This is a genomic window from Xanthobacter sp. 91 (assembly GCF_000702385.1).
GTDB classification, from domain to species: domain Bacteria; phylum Pseudomonadota; class Alphaproteobacteria; order Rhizobiales; family Xanthobacteraceae; genus Xanthobacter; species Xanthobacter aminoxidans.
Genome location: NZ_JNIB01000001.1, coordinates 512,985 through 529,953, shown reverse-complemented (window position 1 = coordinate 529,953; position 16,969 = coordinate 512,985). Strand labels below are relative to the sequence as shown.

General features: G+C 60.4%; 18 protein-coding genes and 1 tRNA gene. 14 read left to right on the top strand and 5 right to left on the bottom strand.

Annotated features, from left to right (window positions below; genetic code table 11):
* Positions 1 to 5: 5 nt before the first annotated feature.
* The 6 genes from A37E_RS0102700 to A37E_RS25790 all read left to right on the top strand — a co-directional run bounded on the left by A37E_RS0102700 (position 6) and on the right by A37E_RS25790 (position 4,512).
* The gene (locus tag A37E_RS0102700; RefSeq protein ID WP_029555212.1) at positions 6 to 464 is read left to right on the top strand and encodes a hypothetical protein; all 459 of its coding nucleotides are present in this window, start codon (positions 6 to 8) and stop codon (positions 462 to 464) included.
* A 275-nt stretch (positions 465 to 739) separates the two neighbouring features.
* Positions 740 to 1,240 carry a type II toxin-antitoxin system antitoxin SocA domain-containing protein gene (locus A37E_RS0102695; RefSeq protein WP_029555211.1) on the top strand — a complete coding sequence of 167 codons (501 nt, stop codon included), beginning with the start codon at positions 740 to 742 and terminating at the stop codon, positions 1,238 to 1,240.
* Between the two features lie 144 nt (positions 1,241 to 1,384).
* The gene (locus A37E_RS26290) at positions 1,385 to 1,693 is read left to right on the top strand and encodes a type II toxin-antitoxin system HigB family toxin (protein WP_081837416.1); all 309 of its coding nucleotides are present in this window, start codon (positions 1,385 to 1,387) and stop codon (positions 1,691 to 1,693) included.
* A 1-nt stretch (position 1,694) separates the two neighbouring features.
* Positions 1,695 to 2,906 (top strand): ImmA/IrrE family metallo-endopeptidase, encoded by a 1,212-nt coding sequence (locus A37E_RS27690; protein ID WP_029555210.1) that lies wholly within the window; start codon positions 1,695 to 1,697, stop codon positions 2,904 to 2,906.
* Between the two features lie 65 nt (positions 2,907 to 2,971).
* The gene (locus A37E_RS0102685; protein ID WP_029555209.1) at positions 2,972 to 3,700 is read left to right on the top strand and encodes a hypothetical protein; all 729 of its coding nucleotides are present in this window, start codon (positions 2,972 to 2,974) and stop codon (positions 3,698 to 3,700) included.
* 59 nt (positions 3,701 to 3,759) lie between these two features.
* The gene (locus A37E_RS25790) at positions 3,760 to 4,512 is read left to right on the top strand and encodes a nucleotide-binding protein (RefSeq protein ID WP_197022914.1); all 753 of its coding nucleotides are present in this window, start codon (positions 3,760 to 3,762) and stop codon (positions 4,510 to 4,512) included.
* Positions 4,513 to 4,693: 181 nt separating this feature from the next.
* Here A37E_RS25790 and A37E_RS0102675 read toward each other — a convergent pair whose 3' ends face one another.
* The 3 genes from A37E_RS0102675 to A37E_RS0102665 form a co-directional block, all read right to left on the bottom strand.
* On the bottom strand, positions 4,694 to 4,993 hold the full coding sequence (locus A37E_RS0102675) for a hypothetical protein (protein WP_245279254.1): 300 nt from the start codon (positions 4,991 to 4,993) through the stop codon (positions 4,694 to 4,696).
* A 178-nt stretch (positions 4,994 to 5,171) separates the two neighbouring features.
* Positions 5,172 to 5,711, bottom strand: a complete 540-nt coding sequence (locus tag A37E_RS25785; protein WP_051678736.1) for a hypothetical protein — start codon at positions 5,709 to 5,711, stop codon at positions 5,172 to 5,174.
* Between the two features lie 54 nt (positions 5,712 to 5,765).
* Positions 5,766 to 6,011 (bottom strand): helix-turn-helix transcriptional regulator, encoded by a 246-nt coding sequence (locus A37E_RS0102665; RefSeq protein ID WP_029555205.1) that lies wholly within the window; start codon positions 6,009 to 6,011, stop codon positions 5,766 to 5,768.
* A gap of 105 nt (positions 6,012 to 6,116) precedes the next feature.
* On the opposite strand from A37E_RS0102665, the gene A37E_RS0102660 reads away from it, so the two are divergent.
* From A37E_RS0102660 to A37E_RS0102640, 5 genes are all read left to right on the top strand, one after another.
* Positions 6,117 to 6,704: a hypothetical protein gene (locus A37E_RS0102660; protein ID WP_029555204.1), complete on the top strand. Its 588-nt coding sequence runs from the start codon at positions 6,117 to 6,119 to the stop codon at positions 6,702 to 6,704.
* Complete coding sequence (locus tag A37E_RS0102655; protein WP_156026220.1) at positions 6,683 to 7,285, top strand: hypothetical protein; 603 nt, start codon at positions 6,683 to 6,685, stop codon at positions 7,283 to 7,285. The genes A37E_RS0102660 and A37E_RS0102655 overlap by 22 nt, the downstream gene beginning before the upstream one ends.
* Before the next feature lie 404 nt (positions 7,286 to 7,689).
* The gene (locus tag A37E_RS0102650; protein WP_029555202.1) at positions 7,690 to 7,995 is read left to right on the top strand and encodes a helix-turn-helix domain-containing protein; all 306 of its coding nucleotides are present in this window, start codon (positions 7,690 to 7,692) and stop codon (positions 7,993 to 7,995) included.
* A 67-nt stretch (positions 7,996 to 8,062) separates the two neighbouring features.
* Positions 8,063 to 8,656 (top strand): hypothetical protein, encoded by a 594-nt coding sequence (locus A37E_RS0102645; protein WP_038192458.1) that lies wholly within the window; start codon positions 8,063 to 8,065, stop codon positions 8,654 to 8,656.
* On the top strand, positions 8,653 to 10,986 hold the full coding sequence (locus tag A37E_RS0102640) for a bifunctional DNA primase/polymerase (protein ID WP_038192455.1): 2,334 nt from the start codon (positions 8,653 to 8,655) through the stop codon (positions 10,984 to 10,986). Before A37E_RS0102645 ends, A37E_RS0102640 begins: the two co-directional genes overlap by 4 nt.
* A gap of 1,241 nt (positions 10,987 to 12,227) precedes the next feature.
* Here A37E_RS0102640 and A37E_RS0102630 read toward each other — a convergent pair.
* Together A37E_RS0102630 and A37E_RS0102625 are read right to left on the bottom strand one after the other, a co-directional pair.
* Positions 12,228 to 12,302, bottom strand: a tRNA-Gly gene (locus tag A37E_RS0102630).
* A gap of 160 nt (positions 12,303 to 12,462) precedes the next feature.
* Positions 12,463 to 12,936: a cupin domain-containing protein gene (locus A37E_RS0102625; protein ID WP_029555199.1), complete on the bottom strand. Its 474-nt coding sequence runs from the start codon at positions 12,934 to 12,936 to the stop codon at positions 12,463 to 12,465.
* A 125-nt stretch (positions 12,937 to 13,061) separates the two neighbouring features.
* On the opposite strand from A37E_RS0102625, the gene ettA reads away from it, so the two are divergent.
* The 3 genes from ettA to A37E_RS0102615 all read left to right on the top strand — a co-directional run bounded on the left by ettA (position 13,062) and on the right by A37E_RS0102615 (position 16,862).
* Complete coding sequence (gene ettA, locus A37E_RS0102620) at positions 13,062 to 14,717, top strand: energy-dependent translational throttle protein EttA (protein WP_029555198.1); 1,656 nt, start codon at positions 13,062 to 13,064, stop codon at positions 14,715 to 14,717.
* A gap of 22 nt (positions 14,718 to 14,739) precedes the next feature.
* Positions 14,740 to 15,852, top strand: coding sequence for a hypothetical protein (locus A37E_RS26770; RefSeq protein WP_156026219.1), 1,113 nt, complete (start codon positions 14,740 to 14,742; stop codon positions 15,850 to 15,852).
* Between the two features lie 362 nt (positions 15,853 to 16,214).
* Positions 16,215 to 16,862: a DUF938 domain-containing protein gene (locus A37E_RS0102615; protein ID WP_245279252.1), complete on the top strand. Its 648-nt coding sequence runs from the start codon at positions 16,215 to 16,217 to the stop codon at positions 16,860 to 16,862.
* Positions 16,863 to 16,969 lie beyond the last annotated feature (107 nt).

Genomic DNA, 16,969 nt, shown 5'->3' with positions numbered 1-16,969 from the left:
CAGCCATGACCTTCAACCGCAATACCTATCGCAACCGCGACGCCGACAAGCGCTCCTGCGCGACCTGCAAGTTCGCTGCGGTCACGACCTTCGATCGGGCTCAGCACGACACCCGCCCGGCACAGGAAGTCCGCTGCCATCGGCATCCGCCCGTCCTGAACGACAGCGCGCGGTGGTTCTTCCCCCTCGTGGGCGTTGGGCAGAAGTGCTCCGAATGGGAAGCCGATGCTCCGGGCACCCGTGATCGAGAGGGCACGCCGAGCGGCATGCGTTGCAACCTATGCCAGCACGCGAACAACGGCGCGACCGAGTGCCGTCGCAGCGCTCCGGCCGCCGTCACGCACGAAGGGCAGGCAAGCTTCCCAGGCGTCGGCGCGTCGCAATGGTGCGGCGATCACCAGCGCGAGGCCGGAGTGGAGCGCGAGGTCTTTATCGGCGTGGTGCCGGGGTTCTTGAGGGGGTAGAAACATAGCGACGCTCCCACATCAACGTTTGAGATCGACATACCCACAGAGCCCCGGCGAAGCGGGCCGAAGGCCACACCCGAAGATTGTGAGAGCACCAGCATCTCTCGCAATGGGCCGTTTGACAGTGTGCTATAGCCCCCGTGACGAATCGGCGCCTCCGGTAGCGCAAACATTTACAGCCAAGGCGACAGTCCTAGGGGGCGAGCAAACGCTATGTTGAAGATCCGCAGGAAGTCGGGCATTAGAACATAACCGGAACACGAGTTGACAGCATGACCCACGACGGCAGAGCGATCGCCAACTTCGTCCTGGACCAAGCCGAAGTCGCCGGCTTGGACGTAACCCCTATGGCGCTGCAAAAGATTGTGTATTTTTGCCACGCTTGGACGCTCGTCGAGATTGGCAGGCCTCTGATAAGGCACTCATTCGAAGCATGGGAGCACGGCCCCGTGCTTCAGTACCTGTACCGCGAGTTTAAGGAGTTCGGCGCCTCTCCCATCCGGCGAAGGGCGCGCCGGATAAATCTCTTCACGGGACGGGAAGAGACTGTGCCATATGAGTTCGACGCCCCAACGTTGGATCTCTTGACGCGTGTCACCGCGATATACGCCCGGCTGAGCGCGAGCACCCTGCGTGATCTGACCCATGCGCCTGGCGGGCCGTGGTCTAAAGTTTGGAACCACGACGGTAAAATAAGACCTGGAATGCGGATCCATAACGACGACATCGAGCAATTCTACTCTCGCATGCCCCTTTCAGCCTGCGTTCAGTAGGGGATCACGCGCCCGCGACCGTTCTAGGACGGCAACCTGCGGTATAGACTGGCCCCGCTTGAGGCCGCATTCATCGCTCCCAAATTGGGAGCGATTGACAAACTCCCAAGCAGGGACTATCTCAATCTCGGTCGGGAGCCGGGCATGCATATTCTGTCGATGAAGGCTCTCCGCGATTATTGGGAGACATACAAGGGTGCTGACCAAGTCGCTTTAGAACAAGCGCTTAAATCCTGGTATCGCGAAGTAAAAAACGCCCAGTGGAGCACCGCAAACGAGATAAAAGACAAATATCGCAGCGCAAGTATACTGAAAAACGGGCGTGTCGTTTTCAATATTTGCGGCAACAAATTCCGACTCATTGTCGGCGTAAATTATAAACTTAAGACTGTCTACGTTAAGTGGGTCGGCACGCACGCTGATTATGACGGCATAAATGCGGAGGAGGTGTGACATGGCGAGCGTACATCTAATCCGCACGGCAGATGAATACAAAGCGGCGTTGGCACGGGCCGAAGAGATTATGGACGCCGAGCCCGGGACGCCACTTGGCGACGAGCTTGAGCACCTTGCCATGGTGATCGAGGCTTACGAGGAGAAGCACTACCCTATCGGATTGCCAGACCCCATCTCGGCGATACAGTTTCGCATGGAGCAAGAAGGCCTCTCAAATAAGGACTTGACCCCCTATTTGGGCAGCTCTGCGAAGGTCTCTGAGGTTCTCTCTGGCAAGCGGGATCTCACACTTCCGATGATCCGTGCGCTCAACAAGCACCTCGGAATTCCTGCGGAAGTTCTAATTCAGGAACAGGGCGGATCTATTCCGGACGATGTGGAAGGTTTGGATTGGGGCCGTTTCCCCGTAACTGAGATGGTCAAGCGTGGGTTCATAGCTGCTCATAAGAACGCCAAAGCGAATGCGGAGTTTCTTATACGGGGGCTCATGGACCGCGCGGGCGGTTTTGAAGTTGCGGCTCCGCTTTGCCGCAAGAGTGATGGTGCGCGTCGGAACGCCAAAATGGATAGCTATGCACTCGCTGGTTGGTGCATGCATGTTCTGTCTGAAGCCCAAATGAGAAGCCACACCCACAATTATCGCAAGGGCGTTATCTCGCACGCCTTTCTTCGCAAAGTCGCGAAGCTTAGTGCGTTCGATGACGGCCCGAAGCGGGCGGAAATGTTTTTGGCAGAGCACGGCATCAGGTTGATTGTGGCACCGCACCTGTCGAATACCTATCTCGACGGCGCAGCTATGCTTCTCGCCGACGGCACTCCCGTGATCGGCATGACGCTCCGCTACGATCGGCTAGACAACTTCTGGTTTTGCCTGCTCCACGAACTTACGCATGTCGCGCGCCATCTAGCAGACGGAAGCGAGCGGATGTTTGTGGACGATCTGGACCTAAGAGCAAAGGACGATGACGAACGGGAACGAGAGGCCGACGAATGGGCTGAAGAAGCGCTTATTCCTCGCAAGGAGTGGGACGCTCACCCGGCTCAGGACGCCCCCTATCCCTCAAACGTAATTTCCCTGGCGCAACGCGTGGGCGTCCATCCCGCGATCGTCGCCGGCCGCATCCGCTGGCGTGATCGAAATTACCGTATTCTCTCACAGTTTGTCGGCGCCGGTGAAGTCAGGAGGCACTTCAAAGGGCATTGGAACTGACACTTTCCCTGAGCGGGCGCTTGTAGCTGGTTCGCCTCGCATAGATCTGCTTCCGGAGGCGGCCTATGGCCAAGACAGTGAAGGTCCCGTCCTTACAGCACATGGCGCGCAATTGGGCCGATACGCCAACCGGCGTGCGCAAAAAGTTGGTCCGGCTGGCGAACAGCCCTCCCCAGTTCAGTTACGAACCGCTGTTCGCTGCGGTCCGCGACATGCTGGTCTTTCGAGTGACCCATGAGGAGGTAATTGAAGGCATAAAGCGGGCCGAGAAGCGCAAATGGGTGCAAGACCTTCTTATCGAAGCCCTTCCCCTGATCGGCGAGCACTTCTCTGCGATTGAGCCTGACGGTCCGCCCCGACGGGTAGCGCGGCGCTACTATCCACTGGCACGGGACATAATGATCCCATTTGAGGCACCCTTAGAATATAGCGTCGGAGGGCAGGTATATTTCCCTTGGTTTAGCTTCTGGCGAAGCAATCCGCTTGCGGGTCGACAGCTTTCACTTTTTGTCACTTTGGTCGAGGAGATGCTTTTGCAAGACCCTGACCTCGATCAGGCGAAATTTCAAATTCTTGATTTCAGCATACCTCCCGGCAGTACAAGTCGTCAGCTTTTTATTCTGGACGCTAGTGAGGTTCCTTGCCTCAGCGAAAGCGAGAAGAAGGAAATGCTGGAAATTTTCGCGGACGGCTATCGCCTTGCGCGCTCTGAGCTCATGGGAGCCAAGCCGGACAAGGATGCTCGGAGCGACGCCCCGGGCCCAAACCCAGATCAGAAAGATTTTTTCGACTGAGGAGCCTGGGGCGACCCGTAAGCGTCCTCATGCCAAACGCCATTCAATTGGAAACCCGCATGCCAAAGCCGACCATGTTTATTGCGTCCTCAGTCGATAACCTCGACTTGGCTTACGCTGCCCAAGAGGGGCTTGAGCATGATGTAGAGCCCACTGTGTGGACGCAGGGGGTCTTCCAGCTCTCGAAAAGCACCATGGCATCTTTGATGGACCGTCTTGATCAAACCGATTTTGGACTGTTCGTGCTGGCGCCGAGCGACGCGCAGAAAATCAAATCCGAAACGAAGGATGTGGTCCGTGACAACGTGATATTCGAGCTCGGGCTTTTTATCGGGAAGCTTGGTCCAGAGCGCTGTTTCATGATCGTTCCACGCGATTCAGAAGAACTTCACCTGCCTACAGATTTGCTTGGACTTACCCCGGCTTATTTCGATGCCGATAGGCAGGACGGTAATATGGTTGCCGCTTTGGGTCCCGCGTGCAGCAAAATTCGTAAATCGGTAAAACTACTAGGCTCCCTGCAAGCCGAAGTCATTGTAGCAGGAGCGGAGATAGTTCAGGAAACCCAGCTCGACGAGCTGTGCAGCGACCCAGACGACTGCAAATCTCTTATCCAGTCTTGGATGGGACATCGCCCAGCAAGTGACAACACCAAGGCGATTAGATTCGCAGATGTGGACCGGGAGCTGGGACTGGCGCCGGGGTCCACGGAAGCATACATCGCGGAGGTTGCAACGCGCTGGAATTACATTCCTGTACGTAAAGGAAAGGAAACAATCTTGTTCCAGCAGCGCCCGTACTCAATGCGGTAAGGTATGCCGACAATATAGAGGGATAGAAATCCGCTGCCGCCCGCTTCAGTCTGCAGGGGCGCAGGGTAGACTGGAACTTGAATGTCGGAAATGGAATCGTAAAACGGCATTTCGAAAGGGCGTGTCGGAAAGTCTGCTGTGGGGCAGCGCTGGTAGCGTCCAGTTGGTCGCCTAAGCCCTATCAAGCTCGCGGATTGAGGAAGGGGTTCTCTCGGTCACGTTTCTCCGGCAGAGCCTCGAACGCCGCGTCGATCCGGAGGCGGTCCCACACGTTGCGGGAGTTGATGAGCTTTGGCTTCGGCATCCGGCCATCGGCGACCAGCTCATCAAAAAGAGTGGTGGAGACGCCGATGTAGGCGGCAGCGATCGAGCGGCTGAGACCGCGCGGCGGGAGGGATAGGGGCAGGACGTTTCTGCGGCCGTCGGCGTCGGTGATTACTTCGGGCGCCTGGGACGCGCGCTGAGGCTTGGTAGGGGGCATGGCGGCTCTTCGTTGGTGGGTTAGGGTCGCCCTGCTCTCAACGCTTCCGCCGAGGCGCAAGACAGGCTCTCGCCGTTCTCGGCCATGAAGGTGACGTGGGCGGTTCCGACCATCGCCGCTGCATGCTCATCAACCTATAGCCTGTCGCTGGCTGAACCATATCATACGTGACCTGCGCTCACCTCTTGCGGACTGCCTCATAGGGGTTCATCCCCGACAAGAGACGCTGCCTGAGAGCCTCAAGTTCAGCAATTGTCGCAGCCGCATCCGAGCGGACGCCACGCCCGATCTCGACTCCCTCTCTGAAGGGCGCCATGTGCTCTCCATCCACGCGCCATTCGATCTTGTCGTCGGGAATGAACTCGAACGTCCCGTCAAGATAATCGGGAGCCGGCGTGACACAGAAGAAGTGGCCATCCTTCTCGACAACGGAATGTAGGACGTAATTGGGGGGTTGTACCCACCAACCGGCGACGTGCCGCATGATTCTCTCTGGATCATGATCCTGCAAGAAGCGCGCATTCGCGTGGCATTGCTTCGCGGGCATGCGCATATACTCAAGCTCATGAATGGGCCGGCGCGTGACAATAACGACCGGAAGCGCCTGAATTTCTGCGACGGTGCGTGTCTCCCAATCAGACGGGGGAAACATCCAATCGCCCAAGCCCGCGAGAAATGTTTGTCGCACCCGCTCCAACTTGCGCTTCGCGTCCCCCATCCTTCTCTCCTCAGCTGGAAGCCACGGAAACAAGCTGCAAACGTCACCCTCGCGTTATCCCTCGCGCATCTTCAGCCGCACGCCGGGGCCTCCGTCCTTCAGCTCCCCATCTGCAACGAAGATGATCCCGGCCCTCTCAAGCGCCTTTTGGATCGCCTGAAGCGTGGATGCCTTTGGGTCGGATGATCCCCTCTCGATGTTATTGAGCGCAGTCGCGGAGAGGTCCGCCGCTTTGGCTAGATCGGCCTGGGTGAGGCCAAGCATGGCGCGGGCGCCGCGAATTTGCTGAGGCGTTATCATGACGCTTGCATATCGCAGGATTGAAAATTTCTCAATCACGCTTGACGAAATTAAAGGTTGAGGTTAATCCAATCCTACTTGAGAAAATCTCAAGCGAGGTTGGCGATGCTCAACAAATCACTTCTGATGCGCCGGGCCTGGGCTCTCCATCGGCAGTCCATGGCGCCCTACAGCCGGGCGGCCTTCGCTGCCCACCTGCGGCAGGCGTGGCACGAGGCGCGCAACGCCCCGGCGACGGACTGGGCGGTCCTCCAGCGATACATCGTCGTGTCGCGCGGCGCACACCGGGCCGAGGTGATCGGCAAACTGGAAAACGCCTTGGCCGCCGCCCGCTCTCGCTCGGCCAAGTACAGCCGGGCCGCCTCGCCCGCCTCGTGGTCAGCCGGCAAGCACCGGTCCGCCGACCTAATGCGCCTCGCCAACGTCGAAGCCATCCTTCGCACCGAGAAGGCCGCAGCCGGCCTCGCCGCCAGCTACACCGCGAAGCGCGACGGTGCAGCCTACGTGCTGAAGCGCAACGGCGTCGAGTTCGGCCGGTTGATCGGCGCGGCCGACCGGCTCGCCTTCACCACTGACGATGCTGCCCTCGCTGAGCGCGTGCGCGCCACCTTCGTGCCGTGGGCCGGTGTCCCGGCAGCCCTCGCCAAGGTCCGGGCGGCCGACGAAGCCCTATGGCTGTCCCGCATCGCCTGATCCATCCCATCCCCAAAACAGCCAAAGGAAAAGCCTTGCCCGCGACCTCCTCTCTCTCCGATCTCGTCTCCTCCCTCAAGACAATCATGACCTCCATCCAAGCAATGGATGCGGCCATCGGCGCCGAAATGCTGACGCTCCGCATGAGTGCGCCGGCTCCCCATCCTGATCTGATCGCTCTCGATATTCACGGATCGCGACCTTTTACACTGTCCGATGAGGGGTATTGGCAGCTCACGTATCGGCTGGACATTGTTTTGTTCTGCATCGGGCGGAAAGACCTCATCCCGATGTTGTATGCTTGGGAAGCCGGACAGGCTGGGCACGCCACCTCCGCCGAGCTGCGGCGGTTGGAAAAAAGCAAGTTTGCGCTCCTTAGCAAGGCGGATGCGGTGGCGGGCGAAATCGCCATGGTCCGCGCCGCGACGCAGGATGACGCGTCCTTGAAGCTGGGCGCCTTGCGTGCGTACCTGGGCGGGAACGAACTTCCTGCATGGATCGGCGAGATGGCGAGGGACGAAGAGACGCCCGCCGAGACGAGGCTGCTCGCCAGCATTTTGCTAGACGCTGTAGCGGCTTGAAGGGGGCATGGGCCTGGCGACGGCGGATTTCAAAAGCAGGTTTGAAAATCCGCCCGGTGCCCTGCGGGGACGTGCATTTTTGCACAATCTGACCTTGCTGCGAGTTTTCAGCGGTCCGCCGAAATCAAGCATTCTCGGTCAGCAGTGTGCAATTGTGCGCATTGGATGTTTCAGCCAGCTTAAAACGCACTCCGGCCGGCGGATATTGTAATTCGCGAATATCGCGAAACGACACTACATATCAAAAACTGTAACCAAGGGCCTTGCCCCGGTCCGCAAACTGGAATACGTCTTTCATTCATCGGGTCGACGCGCAGGACGTGCTGAACACCCACCCTTCGCTGCACGTCCTGCATCCGAGCGTTTTCGCGCGCACTTCGTGCAGCTCCTTGTGGAGCAGAACCATGACCAGCACCGCCGTCGCGCTCGCTCTCGCGGCAAAGGGAGCCTCCTTGAAGGGGCCGATGTCCGCTGACTGGAACAGTGAGCAGCCTCCCATCACCTCACCCCATAAGCAGCATTCCATGCCTGCTGGCTGGGATGGAGAGCGCCTTCTGACGATCCGCGACCTTATGGTCCTCGCCGGGCTCAAGAGCCGCACAGGCGCTGAGTCGCTGGTGCGGCGTGCGGGCTTCAACCCTGTCTACCTGGGCCGGAATGTTCGCTTCCGGGAGAGTGAGGTGAAGCGGTTCCTTGCGGGCGAAGCGTGACCGCGAAATGAAAGAAGCCCGTCCGTTGGCGCGGTCGGGCTTCTGAGCACTCGGAAGGAATATGAACATGTTCCGTATCATCGAAAATGAAGCTAATTGCAAGCCGTCTGCGTCAGTTTCCTGTAATTTCTTTATGAAAAACCCGGAACGGAAGGCGTTTATCGATCAAACGCCCTCTTCCGATGTCCATCTTATTGATGTCGACACCCGCGATCGCATTGAACACACCAGACGCCTCTGCATCTTGCGCGACATAGGGTTCGAGATGTGGACGGTCCACGAGCGGATCACCCCGATCCGGGGTGCCGGAGGATTTCAGCAGCGATCCTCAGCTCTCCTGATCCATCGTGACGTTGGCGTTGTGGATGATGAACGGACAGCGCAAATCTTGAGCATGTTCGCGAGCCGGAACTATGTGCTGCCCGGTTTTCGCCACCTCTCCGCATACGACTTTTGGAACGAGCGCTGGTGTGAGGAATTCGTTGTCCTCGGTCGCGCGCGCATCAGCGTCGAGCAGATGCTGCGATGGACACGCCCCCGCAAGCCTGAGCTCGATCAGATCGAGGCGGAATTCGAGAAGGCGGCCCGCGCCGTCGCGCTCAAGAGGCAGAAGGCGCGCTCACATCTCCGCTTCCGCCAATCTCAATGCGTGGTGGCATGATGGGCTGCGTTCTCCACCCACCCTTCGATCCGGCCACGATCCAAACGAACGCCAAGCTCGCCTTGGCGCTGGCGTCTTCGCTCGCGGTTTTTCCATGCGATGACACCAAGCAACCGCTGCATGGCACGCCATGGAAATCGGCCCGGTCCGGCCAGATCGACAGGGTGCAGCGGTGGTGGGCGGCCCATCCCGACGCTATGCCCGGCATTCACCTGGGCGCGGTCGGCCTGATCGTCATGGACGCTGACGGCGCCGAGGGCATCGCCGCCTTCGAGCGGATTGCGGAGCAGCATGGTGGCGTGCCCGAATGCCCCATGGTGGACACCCCCTCAGGCGGCCGGCACTACTATTTCCGCCAGCGCTCAGGCGAAGCGCTGGGCAACAGCCGGGGCTCGCTGCCGCCCAAGAGCGAGTGCCCGATCGACGTTCGCGGTGACGGCGGCTATGTGATCGCCCCCGACGCCACGCGTGATGACGGGGTATATCTCTTCCCGGATGGTGATCCGCTCGACATCCTGCATGCCCCAGAGCTGCCGGATTGGCTGCACGACATCCTGACCGGCAAGCGGGAGGAGGAAGAGCCAAGCCGGCCACCCTCTACTCCAGTTCCTGCAACGGTTCCGGCCGCGTCCGCACCTGTTTGCCGGCCGGGTGCCGCGCGGACCCTCGACATGGGCCACCCCCGTCTCCGTGCCTGGGTGGAAAGCGCCTTCGACGCCGAGATCAAGGCGCTGGAGCAATGCGGAACGGGCGGCCGGAACAACCAGTTGAACACGTCCGCATTCGCCGTCTTCCAGCTCGTCGCGGCGGGGTGGGTAGCCGAGGACGTGGCCCATGGCGCGCTGGTGCAGGCGGCCGAAGCATGCGGTCTGGTCAAGGACGACGGCCGCCGATCGGTGCTGCGGACCATCTCTTCGGCCCGCAAGGGCGGCATGGCCCAACCTCGGCAGGTGCCCGAGGAGTTTCAGCGAGACGAGGAGATCGCCGCAGCGGCCGTGGAGCTGAACCGCGAACTGGCGGTGTCGTCGGACGGCACCATCCACGACGCGGCGACGGGCGAGGTGATCGAGCCGGAAGAAGCGACGGCCGTCATTCCCGAACTCCCGCGCCACCTCCTTCGGGTCCCCGGCCTCGTTGGAGAAATTGCCGACTGGATCGTCGATACCTCGCCGTCACCACTCCCTGTGCTTGCCATGGGCGCCGCGCTGACGTTGATCGGAACGTTGATGGGCCGCAAATGGTTCGGTCCGACGCGCTCCAGCACGGTGCTCTATGTGCTTGCTCTGGCCCCGTCCGGATCAGGGAAGGAGCACCAAATCCAGGCCATGCGCCGCATGATACGCGGTGCGGCGGTGAACAATGCGTTGGGCGGGAGGAGCTTCACCAGCGGGCCGGCGATCGAGGGGCAGGTCAAGCGGCAGCCTCTTACCTTGAACTGCATCGACGAAATCGGCGCGTTCCTGAAGCGCGTGCTTTCCGCCCGTGCCTCCACGTACGAAGGCGATATCGCTCGCCTCATCCGCGAGCTTTGGGGCATCAACGACGGCGTGTGGACCACCACCACGAGGGCCTCTGAGGCCGGCGTCGATATCACAGCCCCCCATTTTTCGATCTACGCGACGGGCGTTCCGGAAGAGCTGTTCGAGGCGATTGGGTCGGGAGACTTGTCGAACGGCACGATGAACCGCTTCCTGCTGCTGCCCACTGCCGAGGCAGTGGCGGCGGGCAAACCGGCCCTCGAAGATCCCGCGCCACCTCTCGATCTGCTGAATGCGGTAGCCGCGATTGGCTTCGACGAAGCGGACTTCCAGAGCCGCTGGACCGCGACGTTCATGGCCGTCGAGCCGAGATTTATCCCCTTTGCCTCAGGCGAGGTGGAGGCTGCTTTCTATGACTTCAAGAATGAAATCGCTGGCAACCTGAAGGGCGCGGGCGATTTCCGGGCGCGCACTGCGGAAATGGCCCTGCGCCTTGCCACGATCCGTGCATTCGGCCTCGATCAGCGGTCGCCATCCGTCGCTGCCGATGACTTGGCCTGGGGAATGGAGCTTGCCTCATGGAGCGCGTCGGCCATGGAGCGCATGTGCATGGACTTCATGGCGGAGAACGAGACGCAGAAGCTCGCCAACAAGGTGAAGCGGACCATCCGCGAGTTGGGCGGGCGATGCGATCGCACAGCTCTCATTCGCCGGCTGAAAAACACCGTTCGGGCGCGAGACCTGACCGAAACTCTCGATCTGCTGAAGGCGGGCCACTTCGTTGCAGAGCAGAAGGTGGACGCAGGCCCCAAGGGCGGGCGGAAGCAGACCATCTACGTCTTGACGCGTTAGCTGGGGCTATCACGCGCCGCTATCGTCCTTGAGGTGACGGTAATATATAGCCTCTGAGTTTTTTCCTTATTTCCAGTTCTTTCCTTCAGGAAGAAACTCCGGCGGGCTAAAATCGGGCGGTTTCTTCCTAGTAATTTACTCCCCGGAAAGGAAAAAACTGTGTGCCGTAAATGATTGATATATATAATATATATCCCATATTTATGAGTTTCTTCCTTATTTCCTTCCTACCTTTCTCCGTCGATGATTTCGCGTCTCTCTATCAAGGGGGAGGGTATAAGGAAGGAACATCGCGCGCACAGGGCAATGGTCCGCCACCACGATGCGAACCCCATGGATGGCGCTTGCATCAGTGGATGCCGGTATGACGACGATGCCTTTTGGCGGAAAATTCACGGATTTTGGCCGGAGATGCGGTACGGGCGCCTTAGGCGGATCAGAAAGTCGCATGCGTGACAGTGAAAATGCCTCTAATCGCAGCGGCATTGGTGAGCGGAAGCTAATAAATGCTAAGGGCCCATCGCCATTTGAGGATGCCGGCCCTGTTGACATTTGTTGCGCTTGGACAGCCCGCCTGGGAGGCGACAACGCGCGTTCCGGGAAGATACGCGCCCGGCTCCGAACGCGGGGCTCCTAACAATTCCAAAGGTTCCCAGCCGCCTTTGGGCCGGCTTCGGCGCCCGAGGAGCCGATGTGCAGGCCGCCCGGATGCTAGGCGATGCTAGGGTGAAGGCTGCCGACCTCCTGAGAATTCCGAAGGTCAGGGGAGCGAGAACCTCCGAAAACCAGACATGCGGGAGGCGCCTCGGGGGCCGGCTACAGCGAGAAGACGGCTGACGCTCAAGGGCCTCGCCTGTTGGAGTTTGTAGACGTGAAGGCTGCCGTCGAAGCCGCCATGGCCGAACGGGCGAGGCACCGCGCAGCACCTCGCTTGGTGGAGAATGTTGAGGTTGGGAGCGCGGTGCTCTTATGAAAACTTATGGTCGAGAGCGCCTTTCACCACACCAAGGTGGGAAGCCCCTCAGGCCGCCAGTTCATATGGCCGGATCAGAAGCCCGGCCGGGATGCCTCCGCCACGTGACCAGCCTCGGTGCAGCGCGCGGCGTTATCTGGAGCGCAGCGCAATGGCCACCGACAGGCCAAATTTCGTCGCGTGGGTACCGGGTGGGTACCAAGCGCAAACTTAAGCCCACCGCCCGAAGGCGGCGTTGCTGCAAGTCTTTGATTTTCCTGAGAGAAACTGGAGCGGGCGAAGGGATTCGAACCCTCGACCCCAACCTTGGCAAGGTTGTGCTCTACCCCTGAGCTACACCCGCATCCATTTGCCGGCGAGACAGTGTGTCGGCGGCAGGTGCGGTTCTATAGAAAATGCCGGCGGCGAATGCAACACCCCTTTGCATTCTTTCTCCGCCGGCCTGTGGATGGCTTGGCCGCAGCGCCCCCGCAAAGCCTTGCAGCGCAAGGCCGCAATACCCCTCACTCGCGATGGATCGGGTCTATCCACTTCACCGCTTCCGGCTTCTCGACCGGTTCGATGTCGAGATTCACCACCACCGGGTCCTGGCCGGAGCGCACCAGCACGCATTCCAGCGTCTCGTCGGCGGAGGCGTTGATTTCCTGGTGGGGCACGAAGGGCGGCACGAAGATGAAGTCGCCCGGCCCGGCTTCGGCCACGAACTCCAGATTCTCGCCCCAGCGCATGCGGGCGCGGCCCTTGACCACGTAGATGACGCTTTCGAGATCGCCGTGGTGGTGGGCGCCGGTCTTGGCGTCGGGGTGGATGTGGACGGTGCCGGCCCAGATCTTCTCCGCCCCGGCGCGGGCGCGGTTGATGGCGGTGGCGCGGTTCATGCCGGGGGTCTGGGCGGTATTGGGATCGAGGCTGTCGCCGGGAATCACCTGCACGCCGTCGGTGCGCCAGTCCTTGTGGTGGTGGTGGTCGGAACCCATCTTTTCCTCCAGAGCGCGCCGGCGGCATTCGTCTCGCGAAACACGCTGCGAACCTTGCCGCGCCTCGCCTGCGAGGCTAGAACGGCGCCAACTTTCCCGCACCCCTTTTCAGGAGACGGCGGCCCATGGCCCCCTATCAGTACGCCTACCACATGCACGGCATGACCAAGACCTATGCCGGCGGCAAGAAGGTGCTCGACAACGTGCACCTCTCTTTCTACCCGGATGCCAAGATCGGCGTGCTGGGCAACAACGGCGCGGGCAAGTCCACCCTGCTGCGCATCATGGCCGGCATCGACAAGGATTTCACCGGCGAGGCGCGTCCGGCCGAGGGCGTGCGCGTGGGCTACCTGCCGCAGGAGCCGGCGCTCGATCCCACCAAGAACGTGCGGCAGAACGTTGAGGACGGAGTGGCCAAGCAGAAGGCCATTCTGGAGCGCTACAACGAACTCGCCATGAACTACTCGGACGAGACCGCGGACGAGATGACCCAGCTTCAGGACGAGATCGAGGCGCAGGGCCTCTGGGATCTCGATTCGAAGGTGGAGCAGGCCATGAACGCGCTGGGCTGCCCGCCGGACGACTGGGAGGTGACGCGCCTGTCGGGCGGTGAGCGTCGCCGCGTCGCACTGTGCCGCCTGCTGCTGGAGCAGCCGGAGCTGCTGCTGCTCGACGAGCCCACCAACCATCTCGATGCCGAGACGGTGAACTGGCTGGAAGGGCACCTGCGCACCTATCCGGGCGCGATCCTGATCGTCACCCATGACCGCTACTTCCTCGACAACGTCACCGGCTGGATCCTGGAGCTGGATCGCGGCCGCGGCATTCCCTACGAGGGCAATTATTCCTCCTGGCTCGGCCAGAAGCAGAAGCGTCTCCAGCAGGAGGGCCGCGAGGACGAGGCCCGCCAGCGCGCCCTCTCCCGCGAGCAGGAGTGGATCGGCGCCTCGCCCAAGGCGCGTCAGGCGAAGAACAAGGCGCGTATCCAGCGCTACGAGGAGCTGCTGCAGCGCGCGTCCGAGCGCCAGCCCTCGGCCACCCAGATCGTCATCCCCGTGGCCGAGCGCCTGGGGCAGAACGTCATCGCCTTCGACCATCTCAGCAAGTCGTTCGGCGAGAAGATGCTCATCGACGATCTCTCCTTCAAGCTGCCCCCCGGCGGCATCGTCGGCGTCATCGGGCCGAACGGCGCGGGCAAGACCACGCTGTTCCGCATGATCACGGGGCAGGAGAAGCCGGACGGCGGCTCCATCGAGATCGGTGACTCGGTCAAGCTCGGCTATGTGGACCAGAGCCGCGACGCGCTGGACGACAAGAAGACCGTGTGGGAGGAAATCTCCGACGGCAACGAGGTGATCTACGTCGGCAAGAAGGAGATCCCCTCGCGGGCCTATTGCGCGGCCTTCAACTTCAAGGGCGGCGACCAGCAGAAGAAGGTGGGCATGCTCTCCGGCGGTGAGCGCAACCGCGTCCACCTCGCCAAGGTGCTCCAGCGCGGCGGCAACGTGCTGCTGCTCGACGAGCCCACCAACGACCTCGACGTGGACACCCTGCGCGCGCTTGAAGAGGCGCTGGAGGATTACGCCGGCTGCGCCGTCATCATCTCCCATGATCGCTTCTTCCTGGACCGCATCGCCACCCACATGCTCGCCTTCGAGGGCGACAGCCACGTGGAATGGTTCGAAGGCAACTTCGCCGACTACGAGGAAGACAAGAAGCGCCGCCTGGGCACGGACTCGGTGATCCCGAAGCGGATTCAGTACAAGAAGTTTTCGCGGTGAGGGGAGGGAGGCCTCTCAAATAATGTCCTTAACCTCGAAAATAACTTACTCAAACGTGCGGCTCACGATGCGTCGTGAGCGGCACGTCTTGGCTATTGGGTCCGGATTCATATATAAAAAAAATTCAAAGTTCTATATTGTAACGGCTTGGCATAATTTATCTGGAAGAAATTCTCACAGTTTGAGGCCACTGCATGATATAGGTGGTCTTCCAGATAATATTGTCGTAGATTTTCCTGTTGAGTACGAAGTGGGCGGTATAGTATATTACTCCCGTGTGCCTATTCGTATATCTATAGATGACGGTGGTGGCGCTAAGTATCTCGTCCATGCCCAAAGTTGGCCGCGAGTCGATGTCGCAATTATTCCAATCGACTTAGATTCATCGTTTCAAGTGGAAATGTTTCTCTCAACAGGGGAGGTTCGGGAGTACGAGTGGGCAATTTTTGCCCAAAAAAGTCGTGATATTAAGCTTGATATTCCATCTTTAGAAGGAAATGATTTAATATCTGTTCCGTATATCGATGTGCACCAAAGCAGAATTAAACATACAGTTGGAGATGATCTGTTTCTAGTCGGATTTCCTGCGGGCATCGTCGATCGGCATATTAATCCAATTTGGAAGCGGGCGACGATTGCAACCGATCCAAGCATGGGTTGGAATGGTCAATCACAGTTTTTAGTTGATGCGGCATCCCGCAAGGGGATGTCTGGATGCGTCGCGCTCTATTTTAGCAGAGATGGAAATATTCCGTCACCTGATGGTTCAACATTGATGCTTTTGAGGCCGGTTTACGCCATCCACGGTGTATATGTTGGGCGTATAGGAGATGATCTTTTCGAGGCTCAGGTTGGTATAATCTGGGATAAAAAGGTTATTAACGATATTATTGACGGTAAAAAATATGGAATTTCGACGAAAATAATAGAACTTGATCCCGATAAAATCAGGGAAACTGTATCTGAAATTTACCCCACGGGGGCAGATCATATGAAATACATAAATGGAGAGCCGGCTCTCGACTTCTTGATACATGATATTATGGTTAAATTAAACGGAAGAGCCAATCCTAGCGAGGTCGGTGCTGAAATAAGACGTTTGGCGGGTCAAAAGGTCTCGTCCTTAGGGGGGTAGATGTTGGGGTTGGCCCCAGTTGTAACTCCCCAGCTTGCCACCTCTCCCCATCCGCAAGCCCGCGTCCCCAAACCACCCTCGCGCCCCGGCCGACTGCAATGGAGCGGCAGCGCAGGGGAAGGAGAGCCGGGGCCCCGCGCATCGGACCGCCGCAGGCGCTTCTGAAAACCACCGCTCTCAGGTCTTGCCCGCTGCGCGGACGTTCTGCGCTGGACCCCGGATCTGCGCTCCGGCGGTGCCGTCGCTTGTCCGGGGAACGGCTCCGGCTGCCCCGTCGCGGGCGGGGAGCCCCTCCGCAATCCGGTTGAGCCGCCGCGTCGGGCGGGCCAAGATCGCGTGAACGATCCCTGCCGGAGATATCCGTGACTGAACCCGATCTCGACGCCCGCCGCTCGGCGCCCGCGACGCTCAAGAACCGCGGCCCCATCGGCGACCTGCTGCTGCCGCTGCTGCCGCGCGCCGGTACCGTGCTGGAGATCGCCAGCGGCTCCGGCGAGCATGTGGTGCATTTTGCCCGCCGCGCGCCGCATCTCGTCTTCCAGCCGTCCGATCCCTCGCCTGCTGCCCGTGCCTCCATCGCCGCCTGGACCGCCGCCGAGGGCCTCGCCAACGTGCGCGCGCCCCTCGCCCTCGACGCGGCGGGGGAGGAGTGGCCGGTGGGGAAGGTGGATGCCGTCGTGTGCATCAACATGATCCACATCAGCCCGTGGGAGGCGACGGTGGGGCTGATGCGCGGCGCCGGCGCCCGCCTGCCGGCGGACGGCATCCTCTTCACCTATGGCGCCTATCTGCGCGACGGGGTGGAGACGGCGCCGAGCAACGTCGCCTTCGATGCGGATCTGCGGCGTCAGGACCCGCGCTTCGGCCTGCGGCACCTCGCCGAGGTGGCAGGGGAGGCGGCGAAGCACGGCCTCGCTCTGGCTCGGGTGGAGGAAATGCCGGCGAACAACCTGTCGCTGGTGTTCCGGAAGGTCGCGACTGTTTCGCCGCGCGGTGTCCCTGTGCCATAGTCGGCGCCGGCGCTTGCCAGAGGCCGGGCCTGATTCTCCGGCCGACGCCCCCGTCCGGGGCCGCCCGCGCGGCGGCCTTCAAGGGGGCCCTTCAGCGTTCGAGGGAC